Source organism: Roseobacter denitrificans OCh 114 (assembly GCF_000014045.1).
In the GTDB taxonomy this organism is placed as follows: Bacteria; Pseudomonadota; Alphaproteobacteria; order Rhodobacterales; family Rhodobacteraceae; genus Roseobacter; species Roseobacter denitrificans.
Map to the genome: position 1 here is coordinate 3,038,636 of NC_008209.1, position 17,509 is coordinate 3,056,144.

The 17,509-nt window shown below is 60.7% G+C and carries 18 protein-coding genes; 6 read left to right on the forward strand and 12 right to left on the reverse strand.

The window, feature by feature from the left end; all coding sequences use genetic code 11:
* Window positions 1-278 precede the first annotated feature (278 nt).
* Complete coding sequence (locus tag RD1_RS14560) at window positions 279-1,442, reverse strand: deoxyguanosinetriphosphate triphosphohydrolase (protein WP_011569290.1); 1,164 nt, start codon at window positions 1,440-1,442, stop codon at window positions 279-281.
* Between the two features lie 81 nt (window positions 1,443-1,523).
* Here RD1_RS14560 and RD1_RS14565 point away from each other — a divergent pair, with 81 nt between their 5' ends.
* Complete coding sequence (locus RD1_RS14565; protein WP_011569291.1) at window positions 1,524-1,847, forward strand: HesB/IscA family protein; 324 nt, start codon at window positions 1,524-1,526, stop codon at window positions 1,845-1,847.
* Between the two features lie 36 nt (window positions 1,848-1,883).
* Here the strand turns inward: RD1_RS14565 and RD1_RS14570 are convergent, their stop codons facing one another.
* Both RD1_RS14570 and RD1_RS14575 read right to left on the reverse strand, forming a co-directional pair.
* Window positions 1,884-2,933, reverse strand: a complete 1,050-nt coding sequence (locus tag RD1_RS14570) for a DUF6902 family protein (protein WP_011569292.1) — start codon at window positions 2,931-2,933, stop codon at window positions 1,884-1,886.
* Window positions 2,934-3,009: 76 nt separating this feature from the next.
* Window positions 3,010-3,303, reverse strand: a complete 294-nt coding sequence (locus RD1_RS14575; RefSeq protein ID WP_044033485.1) for a DUF6749 family protein — start codon at window positions 3,301-3,303, stop codon at window positions 3,010-3,012.
* A gap of 344 nt (window positions 3,304-3,647) precedes the next feature.
* Between RD1_RS14575 and xth the strand changes: the two genes are divergently transcribed.
* Entirely contained in the window at window positions 3,648-4,430 is a 783-nt protein-coding gene (gene xth / locus RD1_RS14580; protein ID WP_011569294.1) for an exodeoxyribonuclease III, read from the forward strand.
* Here xth and RD1_RS14585 read toward each other — a convergent pair whose 3' ends face one another.
* The gene (locus RD1_RS14585; protein ID WP_044033172.1) at window positions 4,431-5,159 is read right to left on the reverse strand and encodes a DUF533 domain-containing protein; all 729 of its coding nucleotides are present in this window, start codon (window positions 5,157-5,159) and stop codon (window positions 4,431-4,433) included.
* 134 nt (window positions 5,160-5,293) lie between these two features.
* Window positions 5,294-5,878, reverse strand: coding sequence for an HNH endonuclease (locus RD1_RS14590; RefSeq protein WP_011569296.1), 585 nt, complete (start codon window positions 5,876-5,878; stop codon window positions 5,294-5,296).
* A gap of 263 nt (window positions 5,879-6,141) precedes the next feature.
* Between RD1_RS14590 and RD1_RS14595 the strand changes: the two genes are divergently transcribed.
* Window positions 6,142-6,486 (forward strand): glyoxalase, encoded by a 345-nt coding sequence (locus RD1_RS14595; RefSeq protein WP_011569297.1) that lies wholly within the window; start codon window positions 6,142-6,144, stop codon window positions 6,484-6,486.
* On the opposite strand, the gene RD1_RS14600 is transcribed toward RD1_RS14595, so the two are convergent.
* Genes RD1_RS14600 through RD1_RS14610 form a run of 3 tightly spaced genes read right to left on the reverse strand, consistent with a single transcriptional unit; the run spans window position 6,487 to window position 8,521 of the window.
* Window positions 6,487-7,152: an alpha/beta hydrolase gene (locus RD1_RS14600; RefSeq protein WP_011569298.1), complete on the reverse strand. Its 666-nt coding sequence runs from the start codon at window positions 7,150-7,152 to the stop codon at window positions 6,487-6,489.
* Window positions 7,149-7,778 (reverse strand): DNA-3-methyladenine glycosylase family protein, encoded by a 630-nt coding sequence (locus tag RD1_RS14605; RefSeq protein ID WP_011569299.1) that lies wholly within the window; start codon window positions 7,776-7,778, stop codon window positions 7,149-7,151. The genes RD1_RS14600 and RD1_RS14605 overlap by 4 nt, the downstream gene beginning before the upstream one ends.
* Complete coding sequence (locus RD1_RS14610) at window positions 7,775-8,521, reverse strand: precorrin-6A/cobalt-precorrin-6A reductase (RefSeq protein WP_011569300.1); 747 nt, start codon at window positions 8,519-8,521, stop codon at window positions 7,775-7,777. Before RD1_RS14610 ends, RD1_RS14605 begins: the two co-directional genes overlap by 4 nt.
* A gap of 76 nt (window positions 8,522-8,597) precedes the next feature.
* On the opposite strand from RD1_RS14610, the gene RD1_RS14615 reads away from it, so the two are divergent.
* Complete coding sequence (locus RD1_RS14615; protein ID WP_011569301.1) at window positions 8,598-9,809, forward strand: MFS transporter; 1,212 nt, start codon at window positions 8,598-8,600, stop codon at window positions 9,807-9,809.
* A 17-nt stretch (window positions 9,810-9,826) separates the two neighbouring features.
* Here RD1_RS14615 and RD1_RS14620 read toward each other — a convergent pair whose 3' ends face one another.
* The 4 genes from RD1_RS14620 to cysS form a co-directional block, all read right to left on the reverse strand.
* Window positions 9,827-10,606: a squalene/phytoene synthase family protein gene (locus RD1_RS14620; protein WP_011569302.1), complete on the reverse strand. Its 780-nt coding sequence runs from the start codon at window positions 10,604-10,606 to the stop codon at window positions 9,827-9,829.
* Window positions 10,603-10,761, reverse strand: a complete 159-nt coding sequence (locus RD1_RS21335; RefSeq protein ID WP_011569303.1) for a hypothetical protein — start codon at window positions 10,759-10,761, stop codon at window positions 10,603-10,605. The genes RD1_RS14620 and RD1_RS21335 overlap by 4 nt, the downstream gene beginning before the upstream one ends.
* Window positions 10,758-12,377 carry a citramalate synthase gene (cimA, locus tag RD1_RS14625; protein WP_011569304.1) on the reverse strand — a complete coding sequence of 540 codons (1,620 nt, stop codon included), beginning with the start codon at window positions 12,375-12,377 and terminating at the stop codon, window positions 10,758-10,760. Before cimA ends, RD1_RS21335 begins: the two co-directional genes overlap by 4 nt.
* A gap of 262 nt (window positions 12,378-12,639) precedes the next feature.
* Window positions 12,640-14,061, reverse strand: a complete 1,422-nt coding sequence (gene cysS / locus RD1_RS14630; protein ID WP_011569305.1) for a cysteine--tRNA ligase — start codon at window positions 14,059-14,061, stop codon at window positions 12,640-12,642.
* A 221-nt stretch (window positions 14,062-14,282) separates the two neighbouring features.
* On the opposite strand from cysS, the gene RD1_RS14635 reads away from it, so the two are divergent.
* Together RD1_RS14635 and RD1_RS14640 are read left to right on the forward strand one after the other, a co-directional pair.
* On the forward strand, window positions 14,283-15,473 hold the full coding sequence (locus RD1_RS14635) for a pyridoxal phosphate-dependent aminotransferase (protein ID WP_011569307.1): 1,191 nt from the start codon (window positions 14,283-14,285) through the stop codon (window positions 15,471-15,473).
* Between the two features lie 324 nt (window positions 15,474-15,797).
* Window positions 15,798-17,336 (forward strand): trimethylamine methyltransferase family protein, encoded by a 1,539-nt coding sequence (locus RD1_RS14640; RefSeq protein ID WP_011569309.1) that lies wholly within the window; start codon window positions 15,798-15,800, stop codon window positions 17,334-17,336.
* Window positions 17,337-17,509: the final 173 nt, after the last annotated feature.

The following is a 17,509-nucleotide window of genomic DNA, read 5'->3' on the forward strand; positions in this document are numbered from 1 at the left end:
TCAGAGCATAGGCGGGGTGTATCACGCCCGAAAGCCGGGTCAACCTTTGCCCACTGTCAAGGGGCAGAACGACCCGCGTGCTACCGCAGAAAGACAAACAACACGCCGCGATACACCAGACGAAAGAGGAATATAAGCGAGATCAGGAAAAGGCCCGCGTCAAAATAGAAATCGCCTAACGCGTCTGACGAAACACCTGAAACATCAAGTATCACGTAACGCGTTGAAGTCTCTGATTTCAGGCAGCATTAAGTGATTCAGGTTTTTCGCATGACGCTTTAGCGTTCCGTTTCTGTTGGCGTGGTGCCATGGATCAGGCGCGCATGTTCCTGCAGCGCAAAGCGATCCGTCATGCCGGAAATATAATCGGACACGATCCGCGCCAGTTCCGTTTCAGAGCTGATCGCCTCGACGTCCTTGCGCCACTGCTTGGGCAATTGGTCCGGGTGGGCCATGAAATGGGGGAAAAGTTCTTCGACGACCCGGGTGACCTGCGCGCGCATCACAACCACGCTGGGCGCGCGGTACATGCGATCAAACAGAAAGCTGCGGATCACTTTAAGATCATCGAAAACATCGTCTGAAAACCGGATAATCGCACGGTCTGCCGCGCGGATATCCGTCACGGTTTTCGGCTGCAACGTCATCAGCCGCGCCTGCGCGAGTTGGATGACATCTTCGACCAGAACGCCAAAGAACCGCCGCAAGGCCTCATGCCGCCGCCGGTAGTAGTTCAGCCCGGGATAGAGCCGGTCGACCTCGGCAAAGCACATGTTCAGAATGGGCAATTCGGCCAGTTCATCGGTGGAAAACAACTCCGCACGCAGACCATCATGCAAATCATGGTGGTTATAGGCCACGTCATCCGCGATGGCCGCAACCTGCGCCTCGGCACTGGCGAAAGTGCCGAGTTCAAGGTCATGCGTGTCGTTATAGGCCTTGAGCGCCCAGGGAATGTCGCCAGTGACAGGGCCGTTGTGCTTGGCCAGCCCCTCAAGGGTTTCCCACGTCAGGTTCAGCCCGTCGAAATCCGCATAATGCCGTTCCAGATGCGTCACGATGCGGATCGCCTGCGCGTTGTGATCAAAGCCGCCATAGGGCGCCATCATATCCGACAGCGCATCCTCGCCGGTGTGGCCGAATGGTGTGTGACCCAAGTCATGTGCAAGGGCCACCGCTTCGGTCAGTTCCTGATTGAGGTTGAGCGCGCCCGCGATTGTCCGCGCCACCTGCGCGACCTCTATGGAATGCGTCAGCCGCGTGCGGTAATAATCGCCCTCATGCTCAATAAAAACCTGCGTCTTGTGTTTGAGGCGGCGAAACGCACTGGCGTGAATGATCCTGTCGCGGTCGCGCTGAAATGACGAGCGAAAGGTGCTTTCCTCCTCCTTTACGCGCCGCCCTCGGGCGCGTTGTGGATCGGAGGCATAGGGTGCTGTCATGTCGCCGGTCCTTGTCGCCTGTCATGAGAAGTTATATATTCATCCCAACAGATTAATAAACCCGTTTGACGGAGTACTGCGATGCAACTTCCACCCAAAGTCACCCCGCGCGCTTTTGAACGACTCGCAGAGATCGGTGCATCTGATGACGGTAAGGCCCTGCGCGTTGCGGTTGAGGGCGGGGGATGTTCAGGGTTTCAATACGAGATCGATCTGGACGAGCCAAAGGAGGACGACCTCGTTCTGGAAGGTGCCGGGCAAAAAGTGGTGATCGACACGGTGTCGCTGCCGTTTCTGGCAGACGCTGTCATCGACTTTACCGAAGAGTTGATCGGCGCACGTTTTGTCATCAACAATCCGAACGCCTCCAGTTCCTGCGGCTGTGGGACGTCATTCTCGATGTAGGATGAGCATCGCACTTTAGCGTTCTGTTTTAAAAAACTAATTCGATCTGGAGAACCGTTCGAAAAAACGGTCGAAATGCGGGCAGGACTGCGCTGCCCCCTCAAGGATTGCATTTTGATCGTGCTCCAGTGACCGCGCAAAAATGGCGCGCATATGGGACCAGTCGCCGCTGCGCGCAGGCCCAAGTTGATAGAGGAGCGAGGATATCGCCCGCAACGGACCCGGCCCCGCAGGCGATCTGAGGATTTCGATATTCCCCGCCGGCGGGCGCCCGGTAAACCCGGCCATGCCGGCAACCCCTGCCCACCAACTGGTGACCAGATATTCGTGATAGGCGTCACTCACCGGTCCGTTCTGGGCCGGCACCAGCGTAAATGATCCGATCTCGCGGGCCAGCCAGTCCTCCCAGATCTCGCTCGGGCTTTGGCCGGCAAAACGCAGGGCGACGCAAACCTCTGCCAGCAGGTCCACGTCCTGATCCAGAAACGCCATAAGTCCTGCGTATTCGAGGCTGATCACGGTGGTTTGCGGCAGTTCTGCCTGCATCCTGCCGTAGCTTGTGAGGTAAAAGACGATGTGCGTCAGCTCATAGGCCGCTTTCTTGTTCGGCACCGAAAAGATGTGCGGCTCAGCCGTGAAATCCAGCAAACGACCCCGCACCGCTGGGCAGAGCGTGCCAACACCACGACGCGCCAGAAGGTATTGCGCTTCGGCACGCTGCAGATCGGACAACTCACACGCCGCAAGATCGCCCAATTGCACCGCTTCGCAGAGCTTTCGGCCCGTATCGCCGCCGAGTCCGAGGTCTTCAAGATCAAGACATATCGACAAAAGGAAGCGGTAATACTGCGGAAAAAACCGCATCCGTTCTTCCAGACTTTCGTAGAAGCCGCTATACACATCCAGCGCATGGGGGGGCAGCAGTGCGCCACTGTTTGCCAGAATATTCAGAAGCTCAGCATTTTCCTTGAGCCAGAACACGTCATCCGTCGCGCGCCGCTGCGTGGCGAAACTGTTCAACAACAACGCTTGGCGTTGGGACAGGTTTGGCCGTTTAGGCGCGCCGAGTGAGATGACATTTGACATGATGGAGCCGTTTATGAATGCGAAGGGTGCACGGATGGCCCACCATGCGAAAGCTGGCGGGCCATCGCGCCGAGGATCAGACTTTGGGCGACATGCTGGTGGTGAAGAGGCCTGTCGCTTCACCGGAATGGGCATTTTTGCCAGTCGTCATGCTCGTGGTGTAAAGACCCGTGTGGCCCCCTGACAGCGTGGAGCCTTCGGGCGCCATCGACGTCGTAAAGAGCGCCGTCTGTTCCCCCGTGAGCATGTCGCCGCGCTGCGAAGTCATCGACGTGGTAAACAGCCCGGTTGCATCACCGCCGTGAATGTCGGCGAAGTCCTGATGTTCATCGGCTGCGGTCTGGGTGGAAATTTGCGTAGTCGTTTTCATGGTGTATCCCGTCCATTTGGAAATTTTGTTCACCCTCAAACGCTCACCCTTTCAGGTAGAATTTTAAAGAAAAATTCATGTTAATAATGCTTTAACCATGGATTATCCACAGGGTGTCCGCGGTAAATTTCGCGTCGATACAATCTGCAGCCAATCGGTAATCTTTCTTAAAAAAACATTTATCCACAAAGGATAACTCTGTGGATATTAACCATTCACGCCCCTTTCCGGAAAAAGGGTTAACGAGAATCACACGCCCGTAGCGACGGGCACAGCGCCACAACGCCCTTGCCCCGGGACGTCACATCAGGGATATCAGAGGCGTTCAGCACGCGGGGGCCTTCATGAAAATTGCAACATTCAACATCAACGGCATCAAGGCACGCATCGACGCCCTGCCCGCCTGGTTGAAAGAAGCCCAGCCCGACGTGGCCCTCTTGCAGGAGATCAAATCCGTCGACGAGGCCTTTCCACGCACGGTGTTCGAGGACATGGGCTACAATCTGGAAACCCATGGTCAGAAGAGTTTCAACGGGGTTGCGATCCTGTCCAAACTGCCGCTGGAGGATGTCACACGGGGCCTGCCCGGCGATGAAACTGATGAACAGGCGCGCTACATTGAGGCGACAGTCATGGGGGATACGGCGCCGGTGCGGGTCTGCGGTTTGTATCTGCCCAACGGCAACCCGGCACCCGGACCGAAATACGATTACAAACTGGACTGGATGGCGCGGCTATATGACCGTGCCAAAGCGCTATTGGCCGATGAGACCACCTTTGTGATGGCGGGGGATTACAACATCATCCCGCAAGCCGAAGATGCGGCCAAACCGGAGAGCTGGCGCGAGGATGCGCTGTTTCGTCTGGAAAGCCGGACGGCGTTTCGCAGGCTGCTCAACCTCGGGCTGACCGAAGCCTTCCGCGCAAGGACGCAGGGCCCGGGTCACTACAGTTTCTGGGACTATCAGGCGGGGGCGTGGAACCGCAACAACGGCATCCGCATCGACCATTTGCTGCTGAGCCCGCAAGCGGCGGACATGCTGGTGGATTGCCAGATCGACAAGGAGGTGCGCGGACGGGACAAGCCTTCGGACCACGTGCCCGTTTGGGTCGATCTGGCCGCCTGATCAATTGTAAAGACGCGGCATCCCAAGGCTGTCGTGTATTTGATTGACGGTGTCCGGCTTCATGCTCAGACCCTGCGCCAGGGCATGGAGGTACTGCCCCTCCGCCTGATTGTCTGGGCTGATCGCGTTGAGCGACATTGTGTACACTTGGGTTTCAAGGCCCCGTGGCGTGTCAGCCGCGAGCGCCTGCGCACTGACCGGTTCTGCCAGAATTTTCTGCACCACTTCCATGTCAGACGGATCACCATCTTGCAGCGCGTCCAGCAGCTTGGCTTTTTCCTCGGCGTCAATATCCCCATCGGCGCGGGCCGCCTGCGTCATGGCCCGCAACATCAGGCGCGCGACCTCTTCTTCGTCCGGCTCCGTTGCGGGGTTGTCCTGATTGATCAGGTTTTCGAAGCCACCAGCCGCATCACCGCCGCGCGCGCCCGCCAGACTGCCCAGCAGACCACCCAAGCCCCCTAACCCACCGGCAGCACCAGCGGCCGACGCGCCACCACCTCCCGTCAGTTGACCCAGAATATCCCCAAGGCCGCCCGCTGCGCTGCCCGATGCACCGCGACCGCCCAGTTGGCCCAACAGGTCCCCCAAACCGCCCGCATTATGCGCGCCACCGCCGCCAAGGTTTTTCATAACGGATCCGATACCGCCTTGTTTTTGCACCGCTTCCATCCCCTTCGCGACGGCAAAGCCGATGGCTATTTTCATGACCGTGTTCATCAAAGACATTAGATACTCCCACCTTGATTACTGCATTTGCAATAAAACCATCATGCAGAGAACGCCTTCCTGCGTCCACTGGCATCGCCCAACCGGCCCGGCGGAGCATGGCACATCTATTTCATCGCAGTTTGGAAAGCGCGTCAGGCCTGCAATTCGGCATCCCAATAGAGGAAATCCATCCAGCTTTCATGCAGGTGGTTCGGTGGGAATTTGCGGCCCATGTTGCGCAACTCTTCGGCGCCGGGCTGGCGCGGTGGTTTGCGCAGGGACAGCCCCGTGCGATGCAGCGGTTTCGCCCCTTTTTTCAGGTTGCACGGGCTGCAGGCGGCCACCACATTCTGCCAGCTTGTCACCCCACCGGAGGCGCGCGGCACCACGTGATCAAAGGTCAGATCGCCACGCGCACCGCAATACTGGCACCTGAATTCATCCCTCAAAAATAAATTAAAGCGCGTGAAGGCCACGCGCTTTTGAGGTTTCACATAGTCTTTGAGGACCACGACGGAGGGAATGCGTATTTCGGTACTCGGCGATCTGACGATGTCTTCGTATTCGGCCACGATATCGACGCGATCCAGCCACGCCGCTTTCACAGCATCCTGCCAAGGCCAGAGCGACAGCGGATAATAGCTGAGCGGTCGGTAATCCGCATTGAGCACCAATGCTGGCCTGTGTTTGAGGCTCGCCGGGTTACGTGTGAATTCTACTCTGAAATCGCCGTCCATATTTAACTGTACCTTTGCCGTTCCGCGTCCGGTCCGGCAGGTCCAGTCCCACCGATAGGCTGACTATATCTCGTGGTTTTAGTCTGACAAGCCCTGTTATCACCACAAGATGTCGCAGAGTTCGCAGATGCCCGGAGCTTGGGCAAAAGCTGCGCGCACAGGTTTTCGCATGGCTTGCACCCAAGGGGGCGGTCCAGCGTGCCCTTGGGTCAGGTCCTGTATCGGGTACGCTTGATCCCGAGACGTAAACAAAGCGGCAGGATATGATGGAAAACGACGCGCGCGTGACGCTGGATTACATTGAATTCACATCGCCCGAGTTGGAAAAGACGCAGGCGTTTTTCGCGGATGCCTTCGGGTGGCAGTTTGTGGATTACGGTGATGATTACCGCGATATCCAAGGGGCCGGGATCGGCGGCGGCCTTGAGCGGGGCGCTTTGCGCGCGCCTCTGCCGGTGCTCAAGACCGATGACCTTGAGGGTATGTTGGCGGTGGTCAGAAAGGCGGGTGCTCAAATCACCGCCGATATTTTCGCTTTTCCCGGCGGACGCCGATTTCAGTTCATTGAACCCGGCGGCAGCGAAATGGCGATCTGGAGCGAGTCCTAGCTAGAGGTTCAGCTTGTCGCGCATGAACGCCAAGGCCACCGACAGACCATCCGGCGCGATGCCATGGCCTGTGCCTTTCATGATATGGGCGAAGACATCTTTCCACCCGGCCTCCTGAAGGGCTTCGGCAGCCTGTGGCAGGGATTGCGGCGGCACAACGTCATCCGCATCGCCATGCACCAACAGCACCGGCGGGCGCACCAGCGCCTCGTCTGCGAGTGTCTCAGGGGCCAGCAAGCGACCGGAAAAGGCGACAATGCCCGCGATCTCGTCTTCCCTGCGCGGGGCCACGTGCAGCGCCATCATGGTGCCTTGCGAAAATCCGAACAGCACCACCTGTTCAGGCAGCACGTCTTCATCCACCATCAGCGCATCGAGAAACGCGTTCAAATCCTCGACAGCCTGCGCCATCCCGCGCATCGATTCCTCTTCGGAAGACCCATCGATCCAAGGAATCGGAAACCACTGAAACCCGAAAGGTGCACCCGCGCAGGCCTCGGGCGCATCCGGCGCGACAAAGAGCGTATCTGGCAAGTGCTCGCCCAGCGGATCGGCCAGCCCCAAAAGGTCTGCGCCATTGGCCCCGTAGCCGTGTAGGAAGACCACGATTGAGCGTGTCTCGCCCGAGGCGGCGGCGCGGCGTTCTGCGTTTAAAACCCGTGTCATGTGATCCCTTCACGTTGCTTGACCACGCGGTAGTACGCAAACAGGAGCCGCGCTGCAACCGACCGCCAGGGCGACCACGCAACTGCCATCTCGCGCAGCGCGCTTTCCTTGGGGCGCGCATCCAGAGCATACAGGCTGCGCGCCGCTTCCTGCAGGGCCAGATCGCCCGGCGCAAAGACATCCGCGCGCCCAAGACTGAACATCGCGTAGATTTCCGCCGTCCAGTTCCCGATGCCCGGCACCGCCACAAGCGTCTTGATCACCTCCCCGTCGGGCAAGCTGCGCAGGCCGGCATAGTCAATATCAGCAGCGACCAGCGCATGGGCATAGCGGATTTTCTGGCGGCTGAGACCAAGCGCGCGCAGATCATCTTCGCAAGCGGCCCGCACCGTGGCCGGATCAACCATGCCCGCCGCCTCAAGTTTTGCCCAGATCGCGCGGGCAGAGGCGACGCTGACCTGCTGGCTGACAATCGCGCTGAGCAATTGCGCAAACCCATCGGGGCGGCGTCGCAGCGGCAAGGGGCCGGTTTGATCAAAGGCATAGGCCAGACGCGGGCAGGTCTGTGACAGCCATTGGGCACCCTCCCTCACGTCGCCGTCGGTTTCAATCAATCGGCCCGTCATCCCTGATCCGCCTCCCACGCCAGCGCCTCTACGACGGTTTCGACCTGTGGGAGATGTTCAGGGCAGGCGCGACGTTCGATCATCAGAACCGGCAGGCTGCGGGCGCGGGCCGCCAGCAATTTGGACATGCTGGCCGCGCCCCCGACGTTGCGACACATCAAATGCGTGATGCGCAACTCGGCAAACTGGTTTTCCTCTTCGAACTGGGAAAACGGCGGGCTGCCCGGAACCAACGTCACGAACCCAAAGGGCGGCTGTGCCGAAACACTATGCGTCTGGCGCATGTAAAGCCTGCGCCCGCTGAACTTTGCATAGTCAGGCAGGCTCAGCCAGCCGGTGTTGCTGAAGACCCTTGCTGTGGCCGGAACAGAAGCCGCCGCCGCCTCAATGGAGGGGAAAGACAGCCAGCGGTCCCGCAGGGTTGCGCGCCAGGGGGGGCGCAAGAGGCGCAGATACCTGATCCCTTTGGCCGTGCACAGACCACTGACCATGGCGGTGACGTCATCATCAAAGGCATGGCTTGCGTCAATGACCGTGCGAACGTCCTGCTCCTGCATCCATGTCCACATGGCATCCTCGTTCTTGAACCGGCCCAACCGGGTCGGCGTGCGCAAGGCGTCGAACATGCGTTCTTCTTCCGGCAGGCTTGCGACCACCCGCCGCCCGCGCGCCAAAAGGCCGTTAACAACAACGTGCGCTTCACGCGCACCGGCCATCACGAGTGTGGTCGATTCAGCTCTCATGGCTGCGACTTTACGACTATGGCGCAGGTGAGCAAGGGGCTTGCCCAAGGCAATGATTTAGCAGTACGCAAGGGTCATGGAAGCCACATTGGAAAGCCGCGCAAAGCGCAATGTCGTTGTGCTGGTACTGGCGCAAGCCGTGCTTGGTGCGCAGATGCCCATGCTGTTCATCATCGGTGGGCTGGCCGGGCAATCGCTGGCGTCCAACGTCTGTTTTGCAACCTTGCCGATCACGCTGATCGTGCTCGGCTCGATGGTCGCTGCGACGCCGATTTCCGGCATCATGCAACGATACGGGCGGCGCGCCGGTTTCATGGTCGGGGCCTGTGCAGGGGCGGCGGGCGGTGCCATCGGGGCCTATGGCCTTTACACCGCGTCCTTTCCGATTTTCCTGCTGGGCAGTTTTGTCACCGGTTTTTATATGTCGGCACATGGGTTTTACCGCTTTGCGGCGGCGGATACGGCCTCGGATGAATACCGCCCCAAGGCGATTTCCTACGTGATGGCGGGCGGGTTGGCCGCAGCGGTCATCGGGCCGCAACTGGTCAAACTCACAGCGGACGCCTATGTCATTCCCTTCATGGGCACCTATGGCGCGATCATCGTGTTGAACGTGGTCGGATCGCTGCTGTTTTTCGCCCTTGATATCCCCACACCCCCTGCCCCGCGCGCAGACAGCCCCGCGGGCCGCACAAGATGGCAGTTGATCACAACACCGCGGATCGCGGTGGCGGTCATCTGTGCCACGGTGACCTATGCGCTGATGAACCTTGTGATGACATCCACGCCGCTTGCGGTGGTCGGCTGCGGGTATACGACGGGCAATGCGGCCGATGTGGTCACGGCGCATGTGCTGGCGATGTATGTGCCCTCGTTCTTTACCGGTCACCTGATCGCGCGTTTTGGCACGCAGCGGATCATGGCGATCGGGTTGTTCATTCTGGCGGTTGCCGGTGGCGTGGCCCTTGCGGGTGTGGCGCTTGAGAACTTCTTTGTCGCGCTCATCCTGTTGGGGCTGGGCTGGAATTTCGGCTTTATCGGCGCGACCACGATGCTCTCTGAAGAGCACAGCGTGGAGGAGCGCGGCCGAATGCAGGGATTGAATGACCTGATCCTCTTTGGCGGGGTCACCCTGGCGTCGCTGTCCTCGGGCGGGTTGATGAACTGCTCGGGCGGGTCGCCACAGGAAGGCTGGATGGCGGTCAATATCGCGATGGTCCCGTTCATTGCGCTGGCGGGCGCATCCCTGATCTGGCTGATGCTGCGCCCCAAGGCCCAAACCGCCTGAGCGCGCCTCTGGTTAAATCACGACCAGCGCCATAAGAGTGCCGCGCGCCGCATCGGGTGGACCTGCAATTGCCCGGACGCCACGCGGCGCGGATCCTGTACCACCTGTTTCAGAAGGCTCCGGGTCAAAAACGCCTCCGTGATGGCCGGTTTCGCCGCCTCCCCCAAGGTGCGTTTCAGCAGCTTTGGGGCAGGCAGCGCATTGAGTGCCGTGCGCGCAAGATCGGCGATGGCCTCCGCGCGGCCATCAACCAAGGGAATGCGATTGTGGGCTTCCAACGCGGGCACGGCCTGCAAAAACCGTGCAAGCCCCGTTGCGCGACCGCAGGCCCGTACCATGGCTTCCACCGTGCCCTGCGGGGTCAGGTCCGGGTCGAGCGCGCAGGCCGCAACCCACATCAAACCGGCGGCTGTTTCATTGAGGTAATTGTCAAAATGTGCAGCGTCCTCAAAGGCATCCTTGTAGATGTCCCATCGCCGGGCCGCGACGAGCCGGTCAAGCACCTGCGTTGCCGGCTCTGACAGAAAACGGCTCAGCGGGGTGACGACCTCGTGGCGGCGGGCCTGCCCGCCCTGCCCGATTTCCTCAAGCGCATCGCGCCACCATTGCAGGCGCATCTCGGCAATCATCGTCTCTTGTGTGAGCCAAGGGGCACGCGAAACCTCCACGTTGAAGGCATAAAGCACAAAGAGAACAGGGCGCGCCGCAACCGGGCTGGCCATGACGGCGGCGAACCGGTCCGGGTCTGCCTTTTCCACGATTGCGGCGCAGGCGGTCACATCCGCATCAAAGCTCATCGCGGGCGCACCACTGACAGCAAATAGCCAAATTCATGTCTTGCCCCGCGCCACAGCGCCGCTTCGGCCTCTGCTTCATCCAGCACCTCACCCGGTCCTTCGCGGGGCAGGCCCCGGTGCAATTCGAAGAACGCATCCCAACAGGCCCGCGTCATGCGGCTTTCCAGTCGCGCGTCAGTTTCCAGCGGATCGCATCCAGCAAGGCCTCGAACGATGCATCCACTATGTTTGCCGAAACACCGACCGTGGACCAACGCCGCCCCTCGCCATCTTCGCTGTCGATGATCACGCGGGTGACAGCCTCGGTGCCGCCCTGCGTGATTCTGACTTTGAAATCAACGAGGCGCATGTCATCAATGATCGCCTGATACGGGCCAAGGTCCTTGGACAGCGCCTTGGCCAATGCGTTGACGGGGCCACGATCGCTGCCCGTTTCATCCATCGATTCAGAGACGGAGAGTTTTTTGGTGCCCCCCACTTTAACGACCACGACGGCCTCGGAGAGGCTGACCATCTGGTCGTATTTGTTCTTGCGCCGCTCGACCGTCACCCGGTAGCGTTTGACCTCGAAAAAGGCGGGCATCTGGCCCAGAGCGTCGCGCGCCAGCAGTTCGAAACTGGCCTGCGCGGTGTCATAGGAATAGCCCAAAGCCTCACGTTCCTTGATGCGATCGAGGATCAGACCCAAGGCCGGATCGCCCTTTTTCACCACTAGCCCGGCCCCTTGCAACCGTTCGCGCAGATTGGATTGCCCCGCTTGGTTGGACATCGGAATTATCCTTGTATTTCCGACGGTTGCGGGGTCGATATGTTCGTAGGTGGAGGGGTCCTTGAGGATGGCGGAAGCATGCAGCCCGGCCTTATGCGCAAAGGCCGAGGAACCCACGAAAGCGGCCTGCCGAAACGGCACGCGGTTGAGGATTTCATCGAGCATCCGGCTGGTGCGGGTCAGCGTCTTGAGGGCTGTGTGGGTGATACCCGTTTCATAGGTGCTGGCGTAGGGTTCCTTGAGCAGCAGGATCGGGATCAGCGTGGTCAGGTTGGCGTTGCCGCAGCGTTCGCCCAGCCCGTTCAGCGTGCCCTGAATTTGCCGCGCGCCAGCATCCACGGCGGCGAGACTGCAGGCGACGGCGTTTTCGGTGTCGTTATGGGTGTGAATGCCGAGGTAATCCCCCGGAATGCCTGCCGCGATTGTCTCGGTCGTGATGCGGCGCACCTCTTCGGGCATCGTCCCGCCATTGGTGTCACACAGCACCACCCAGCGCGCGCCAGCGTCATAGGCCGCGCGCACGGCCTGCAGCGCATAATCAGGGTTGGCGCGGTAGCCGTCAAAGTAGTGTTCGGCATCAAACAGCGCCTCACGACCCATGTTTCTAAGGTGTTTGACGGATTTCGAGATATTGTCGAGGTTGTCCTCAAGGCTGATCCCGAGGGCGGCGCGCACGTGGAAATCATGGGTTTTGCCGACCAGACAGACGGCGGATGTGCCCGCGTTCAAAACGGCGGCGAGCACGTCGTCGTTTTCAGCCGAGAGGCCCGCGCGCTTGGTCATGCCAAAGGCGGTCATGGTCGCGCGGGTCTTGGGGGCGGTGTCGAAAAACGCGCTGTCGGTGGGGTTGGCACCGGGCCAGCCGCCCTCGATATAATCCACGCCCAGCGCGTCGAGGCTTTCGGCGATGGTGCGTTTTTCCTCGGTCGAGAACTGCACGCCCTGCGTCTGCTGCCCGTCGCGCAGGGTGGTGTCATAGAGGTAAAGGCGCTCACGGGTCATGGGTGAAATTCCGCTGCTTTGGCACGTCGGCAGGGCGTCGGTATCGTGTCGGTATCACGTCGGTGCGCGGCGCGCGGTCGGGTGACACTGTGGTAACCGTCACAGCATCGCGCATCAGGCGGTGTCGTGACGGTTTTGAACGGCCCCGGTGCGGTCTGCACCGGTCCGGGTCGCTTGCGGCCCGGACAGCGCCCGACCCTCCCCCCGGGAGGGCGCTTCACGCCCCCCCAGGCTCGGGCGCTGTCCTGTGTTGGGAACCGGGTCATTTGAGGGCTTCCAGTTTGGCTGGGTCGAAACTTGGGCCCCTTTCCCAAGAAACACCGTCTTTTGATATCTGCACCTTCACACCGGCAGATTCTAGCCCATCGCGTGTTCGATCCGACGTCGCCCAGTCCTTTTGGGCGCGCGCCTTTTCTATGCTTTCGATGAGTGCTTCGATGAGTGAAACGGTTTGGAAGGCCTCCTCGACGGCAACATCAACGCCGTCACGCCACGTTTCGCCGATACCCAGTAATAACAGCGTGCTGAGAAACCTATTTTTGTCGTCGTCTGATTTTGCTTCGGCAAACTTTCTGTGGAGAATGCTTATCGCCAACGGGGTGTTCAAATCGTCCTTCAGCGCCGCTATAATTTCCAAGTGCGGACGCCGCGAACTTTCCGCCCCATCTGTCAGTTTCTTCCATTTCCAGAGTGTTTCCTCCGCCTCTTCCCGCTTCTTCTCGGTCCAATCCATCGGTTTGCGGTAGTGGGTGCTGAGCATCACGAAACGGATCACCTCTCCCGGCACGCCTTGGTCGAGCAGATCGCGGACGGTGAAGAAATTGCCCAAGGACTTGGACATCTTCTTGCCTTCGACCTGCAGCATCTCGTTGTGCATCCAGACGTTGGCGAAATTATGGCCCGCGCAGGTGCTTTGGGCGATTTCATTTTCGTGATGGGGGAACATCAGGTCGTTGCCGCCGCCGTGTATATCAAACGTTGCGCCCAGCAGATCATGCGCCATGGCGGAGCATTCGATGTGCCAGCCGGGACGGCCCCTGCCAATACTTTTGCCTCCCACGACCGGCCCGGCCCAGCCCGGTGTCGCATCATCAGAGGGCTTCCACAGCACAAAATCCATGGGGTTGCGTTTGTAGGGGGCGACCTCGACCCGCGCGCCGGCAATCATGTCATCAATCGACCGGCCCGAGAGCGCGCCATATTTCGAATAACTCTCCACCGCAAAGAGCACATGACCCTCGGCGGCATAGGCGTGCCCCTTGGCGATCAGGTCTTCGATCATCGTGACCATCTGCGCGATATACTGCGTGGCGCGGGGCATCGCGCGTTGATGATCCCTGTCCTTGATGGAGGGTTCCAGCGCGCCGACCGCCGCCATGTCATCGAGAAACCACTGCGTCGTCTCGGCGGTGATCTCGGCGATGGAACGCCCGCTTTCGGCGGCGCGCGCGTTGATCTTGTCATCCACATCCGTGAAATTGCGCACATAGGTCACGTGATCCGGCCCATATGTGTGGCGCAGCAACCGATAGAGCACGTCAAAGACGATCACGGGCCGCGCATTGCCCAGATGCGCGCGGTCATAGACCGTGGGGCCGCAGACATACATGCGCACGTCGTCCTTGTTGATCGGCTCAAAGTCCTCTTTGCGGCGGGTCTTGGTGTTGTAGAGTTTGATCGTCATGACGGGCGTCCTTGCGCGGGGATGGCGCGGGCATAGCAATCTCGATCAGGGATGAAAACGACCTAAGTGCGCCCGCAGTTGGGGATCAGCAGATAATACAGCAAAGGGGCGATATATGGGTCATGGGGCAGACCTACGCCGTTGTGGCGCGTGGCGTCAAGGGCGATTGACGAATCAGGTGCCCTCTGGCCTCTGTGCGGCGCAGCAGCAAAGGACAGATCATGCAACTCTCCGAGCGGATCATGGGCATCACGGGCGGCGGCTCAGACGGCTGGGACGTATTCCTGAAGGCACGGCGGATGATCGCGCAAGGGGTCGCGGTCACGGAGCTGACCATTGGCGAGCATGACATCCGCACCGCAGCCCCCGTTCTGCAAGAGATGCACCGCACAGCGCTGGCGGGACATACCGGATATGCTGCCGTGCCCGGCACCGATGCGCTGCGCGATCGTGTTGCCGCGCGGGTGCACGCGCGCACCGGTGTTGAGACGCACCGCGAGAATGTGCTGATCACGCCCGGCGGTCAGGCGGCGCTGTTTGCGGCCCATACGGCGGTCTGTGATCCCGGGGATATGGCACTTTATATTGACCCCTATTATGCCACTTATCCGGGGACGCTGCGCGGTGCGGGGGCGGTGCCACAGGCCATCGGCGCGCGCGCGGAAAACGCCTTTCAGCCGCGCGTTGAGGATATCGCACCCCATGCGGGCAAGGCGCAGTCGCTGTTGATCAACACGCCCAATAATCCCACCGGTGTGGTCTATGGGCGTGACACATTGCAGGGGATCGCCGATCTGTGCATCGCAGAGGATATGTGGCTGATTTCGGATGAGGTTTATGACACGCAGGTCTGGGAAGGCACCCATCTGAGCCCGCGCGCCCTGCCCGGCATGGCCGGGCGGACCCTGGTGGTCGGGTCGATGTCGAAATCCCATGCGATGACCGGGTCGCGCTGCGGCTGGATCATCGGCCCCGAAGAGGCGATTGCGCATCTCACGAATCTGGCGACCCATACGACCTATGGTGTGCCGGGGTTCATTCAGGACGCCGCCTGCTTTGCGCTGGCGCAGGGCGATGCCTTTGAGGAAGAGGTTGCCGCCCCGTTCCGGCGGCGCCGCGCGCTGGCGCAGCAGATCCTTGCGGGGCAGGATGTCGTGGGCCTCGTCCCGGCGCAGGGGGCGATGTATCTGATGCTGGATATGCGCGCCACGGGGATGACCGGCGAGGCGTTTGCCAATGACCTGCTGGACGCCCATCATATCGCCGTCATGCCCGGAGAGAGCTTTGGCGGCTGCGCCCCGGGACATATCCGGGTCGCGATGACAGTGGCGGATGATGTCTTTGCCAAGGCGCTGCAAACGGTACTGGATCATGCGGTGGCGCGTTGCACCGCGCGGGCAGCGGCGCAGTAGACCCGACACCGGCGTAAAAGCGTCATGCGAGGAACTGACTCACGTAACGCTGCCTGACATCAGAGATTTCAACGCGTTACGTGATACGTGATATCTCAGGTATTTCGCCAGACGCTCTGGTTCGAAAGCGACCCTGCGTCGCAAACGGGACAGACGCGCGCGCCCGCCCTGCGCAGCATTGCAGGTAACGGAGGGCGCATGAAAGCAGACCGGATCAAGATAAATCTGGTAATTCGCACAATCGGTGCGGAGCGTGGACGTGCGGCGCGCGGGCGACCTGAACGGCAATAGGCCCCTCATTATTGCTTTTTCAGGACATGGAACATGACACAGACAACAAAGACCCGTGCTGGTGGCCGCTCTGCCCGGCGTGCGGCACGCGCGGCACCGCTGGCCGATCACCTGCGCCCCATACGCCCCGGTATGGAGGGCGGGCGCTATGCGCCGCTGACCCCGGCGGACGTTGAGCGCATTCACGATGCCGCCCTTGAGGCGCTGGAAACCATCGGCCTTGCGGATGCCCCGGCGAGCGGGGTTGAGGTGCTGAGCAAGGCGGGCGCGGTTCAGGGCGCGGATGGGCGCATCCGCTTTCCCCGCGCGCTGATCGAAGACGTGATTGCCGGTGCGAACCGGAGCGTCACGCTGTGCGCGCGCGACCCGGCGCACGATCTGGATCTGACAGGCACGCGGGTGCATTACGGCACGGCCGGCGCAGCGGTGCATCTAGTGGATGCAGAGGGGCGGAATTACCGCGAATGCGGTGTGCAGGACCTGCATGACGCGGCACGGATCACGGATGTATTGCCCAATATCCATTTCCTGCAACGCCCCATGGTGTGCCGCGATATTGCCGACAACCTTGAGATGGACCTCAACACGATCTACGCCACCTGTTCGGGCACGACGAAACATATCGGCACGTCTTTCAGCGATCCGGCGCATGTGGCCCCGGCTATCGAAATGCTGCATATGATCGCCGGGGACGAGGCGGCATGGCGCGCGCGCCCCTTCGTGCTGAATTCGAACTGTTTTGTCGTCCCCCCGATGAAATTCGCGACCGAATCCTGCCAGGTGATGGAGGAATGCATCAAGCACGGCATGCCGGTCCTGCTGCTCTCTGCGGGGATGGCGGGGGCGACGGCCCCATCAACCATTGCGGGGGCGATCGTTCAGGCCACGGCGGAATGTCTGGCCGGTCTGGCCTATGTGCACGCGATCAAACCGGGTCATCCGGTGGTCTTTGGCACATGGCCTTTCGGGCTTGATCTGCGCAGTGGCGCGATGACGGGCGGGTCGGGGGAACAGGCCCTGCTGACGGCGGGCTGCGCGCAGATGCACAGGTTTTACAACCTGCCCGGCGGGGCCGCTGCGGGGATTGCGGACAGCAAACTGCCCGACATGCAGGCGGGCTGGGAGCAGATGTGCTCAAACGTGATGGCCGGGCTTGCGGGGTTGAACATGGTCTATGAGGCGGCGGGCATGCATGCCTCGCTGCTGGGGTTCTGTCACGAATCGCTGATCCTCGGGGATGATCTGCTGGGACAGGCCATGCGCTGCGTGCGCGGGATCGAGGTCACCGACGAAACCATGGCGCTGGATCAGATGCGCACGGTTTGCATGGGCGGTCCGGGGCACTATCTGGGCACTGAGCAGACGCTGGGCCGGATGGAGGCGGATCACGTCTACCCCGCCCTTGGCGATCGCAGTTCCCCCAAGGAGTGGGAGGAGAAGGGGAAACCGGACCTGATCGCCAAGGCGCGCGCGCGCAAGGAAGAGATTCTTGCCCAACGCTCGGCGGCACGGTTCGACCCGGAACTGGACGCCCGGATCAGGGCGCGCTTTACCATCCACCTGCCCGCCTGAAAGCGTCTGACGAAATATCCGAAACATCAAACATCACGTGAGGCGTTGAAACCCTTGATGTCAGACAGCGTTAGGTGATCGCGGTTTTTCGCGTGACGCGTCAGAGCGTCGCGCGCACTTTGGGAAGACCGCATGCCAACGCACGCGATGAATCCTCTGATTTCGGCTGGTAT

Excerpts from the sequence above, each read along its gene's own strand:
- RD1_RS14560 (WP_011569290.1), bottom strand. The coding sequence starts at position 1,442 with ATGACAGCACCCTATGCCTCCGATCCACAACGCGCCCGAGGGCGGCGC.
- RD1_RS14565 (WP_011569291.1), top strand. The coding sequence starts at position 1,524 with ATGCAACTTCCACCCAAAGTCACCCCGCGCGCTTTTGAACGACTCGCA.
- RD1_RS14570 (WP_011569292.1), bottom strand. The coding sequence starts at position 2,933 with ATGTCAAATGTCATCTCACTCGGCGCGCCTAAACGGCCAAACCTGTCC.
- RD1_RS14575 (WP_044033485.1), bottom strand. The coding sequence starts at position 3,303 with ATGAAAACGACTACGCAAATTTCCACCCAGACCGCAGCCGATGAACAT.
- xth (WP_011569294.1), top strand. The coding sequence starts at position 3,648 with ATGAAAATTGCAACATTCAACATCAACGGCATCAAGGCACGCATCGAC.
- RD1_RS14585 (WP_044033172.1), bottom strand. The coding sequence starts at position 5,159 with ATGTCTTTGATGAACACGGTCATGAAAATAGCCATCGGCTTTGCCGTC.
- RD1_RS14590 (WP_011569296.1), bottom strand. The coding sequence starts at position 5,878 with ATGGACGGCGATTTCAGAGTAGAATTCACACGTAACCCGGCGAGCCTC.
- RD1_RS14595 (WP_011569297.1), top strand. The coding sequence starts at position 6,142 with ATGATGGAAAACGACGCGCGCGTGACGCTGGATTACATTGAATTCACA.
- RD1_RS14600 (WP_011569298.1), bottom strand. The coding sequence starts at position 7,152 with ATGACACGGGTTTTAAACGCAGAACGCCGCGCCGCCGCCTCGGGCGAG.
- RD1_RS14605 (WP_011569299.1), bottom strand. The coding sequence starts at position 7,778 with ATGACGGGCCGATTGATTGAAACCGACGGCGACGTGAGGGAGGGTGCC.
- RD1_RS14610 (WP_011569300.1), bottom strand. The coding sequence starts at position 8,521 with ATGAGAGCTGAATCGACCACACTCGTGATGGCCGGTGCGCGTGAAGCG.
- RD1_RS14615 (WP_011569301.1), top strand. The coding sequence starts at position 8,598 with ATGGAAGCCACATTGGAAAGCCGCGCAAAGCGCAATGTCGTTGTGCTG.
- RD1_RS14620 (WP_011569302.1), bottom strand. The coding sequence starts at position 10,606 with ATGAGCTTTGATGCGGATGTGACCGCCTGCGCCGCAATCGTGGAAAAG.
- RD1_RS21335 (WP_011569303.1), bottom strand. The coding sequence starts at position 10,761 with ATGACGCGGGCCTGTTGGGATGCGTTCTTCGAATTGCACCGGGGCCTG.
- cimA (WP_011569304.1), bottom strand. The coding sequence starts at position 12,377 with ATGACCCGTGAGCGCCTTTACCTCTATGACACCACCCTGCGCGACGGG.
- cysS (WP_011569305.1), bottom strand. The coding sequence starts at position 14,061 with ATGACGATCAAACTCTACAACACCAAGACCCGCCGCAAAGAGGACTTT.
- RD1_RS14635 (WP_011569307.1), top strand. The coding sequence starts at position 14,283 with ATGCAACTCTCCGAGCGGATCATGGGCATCACGGGCGGCGGCTCAGAC.
- RD1_RS14640 (WP_011569309.1), top strand. The coding sequence starts at position 15,798 with ATGACACAGACAACAAAGACCCGTGCTGGTGGCCGCTCTGCCCGGCGT.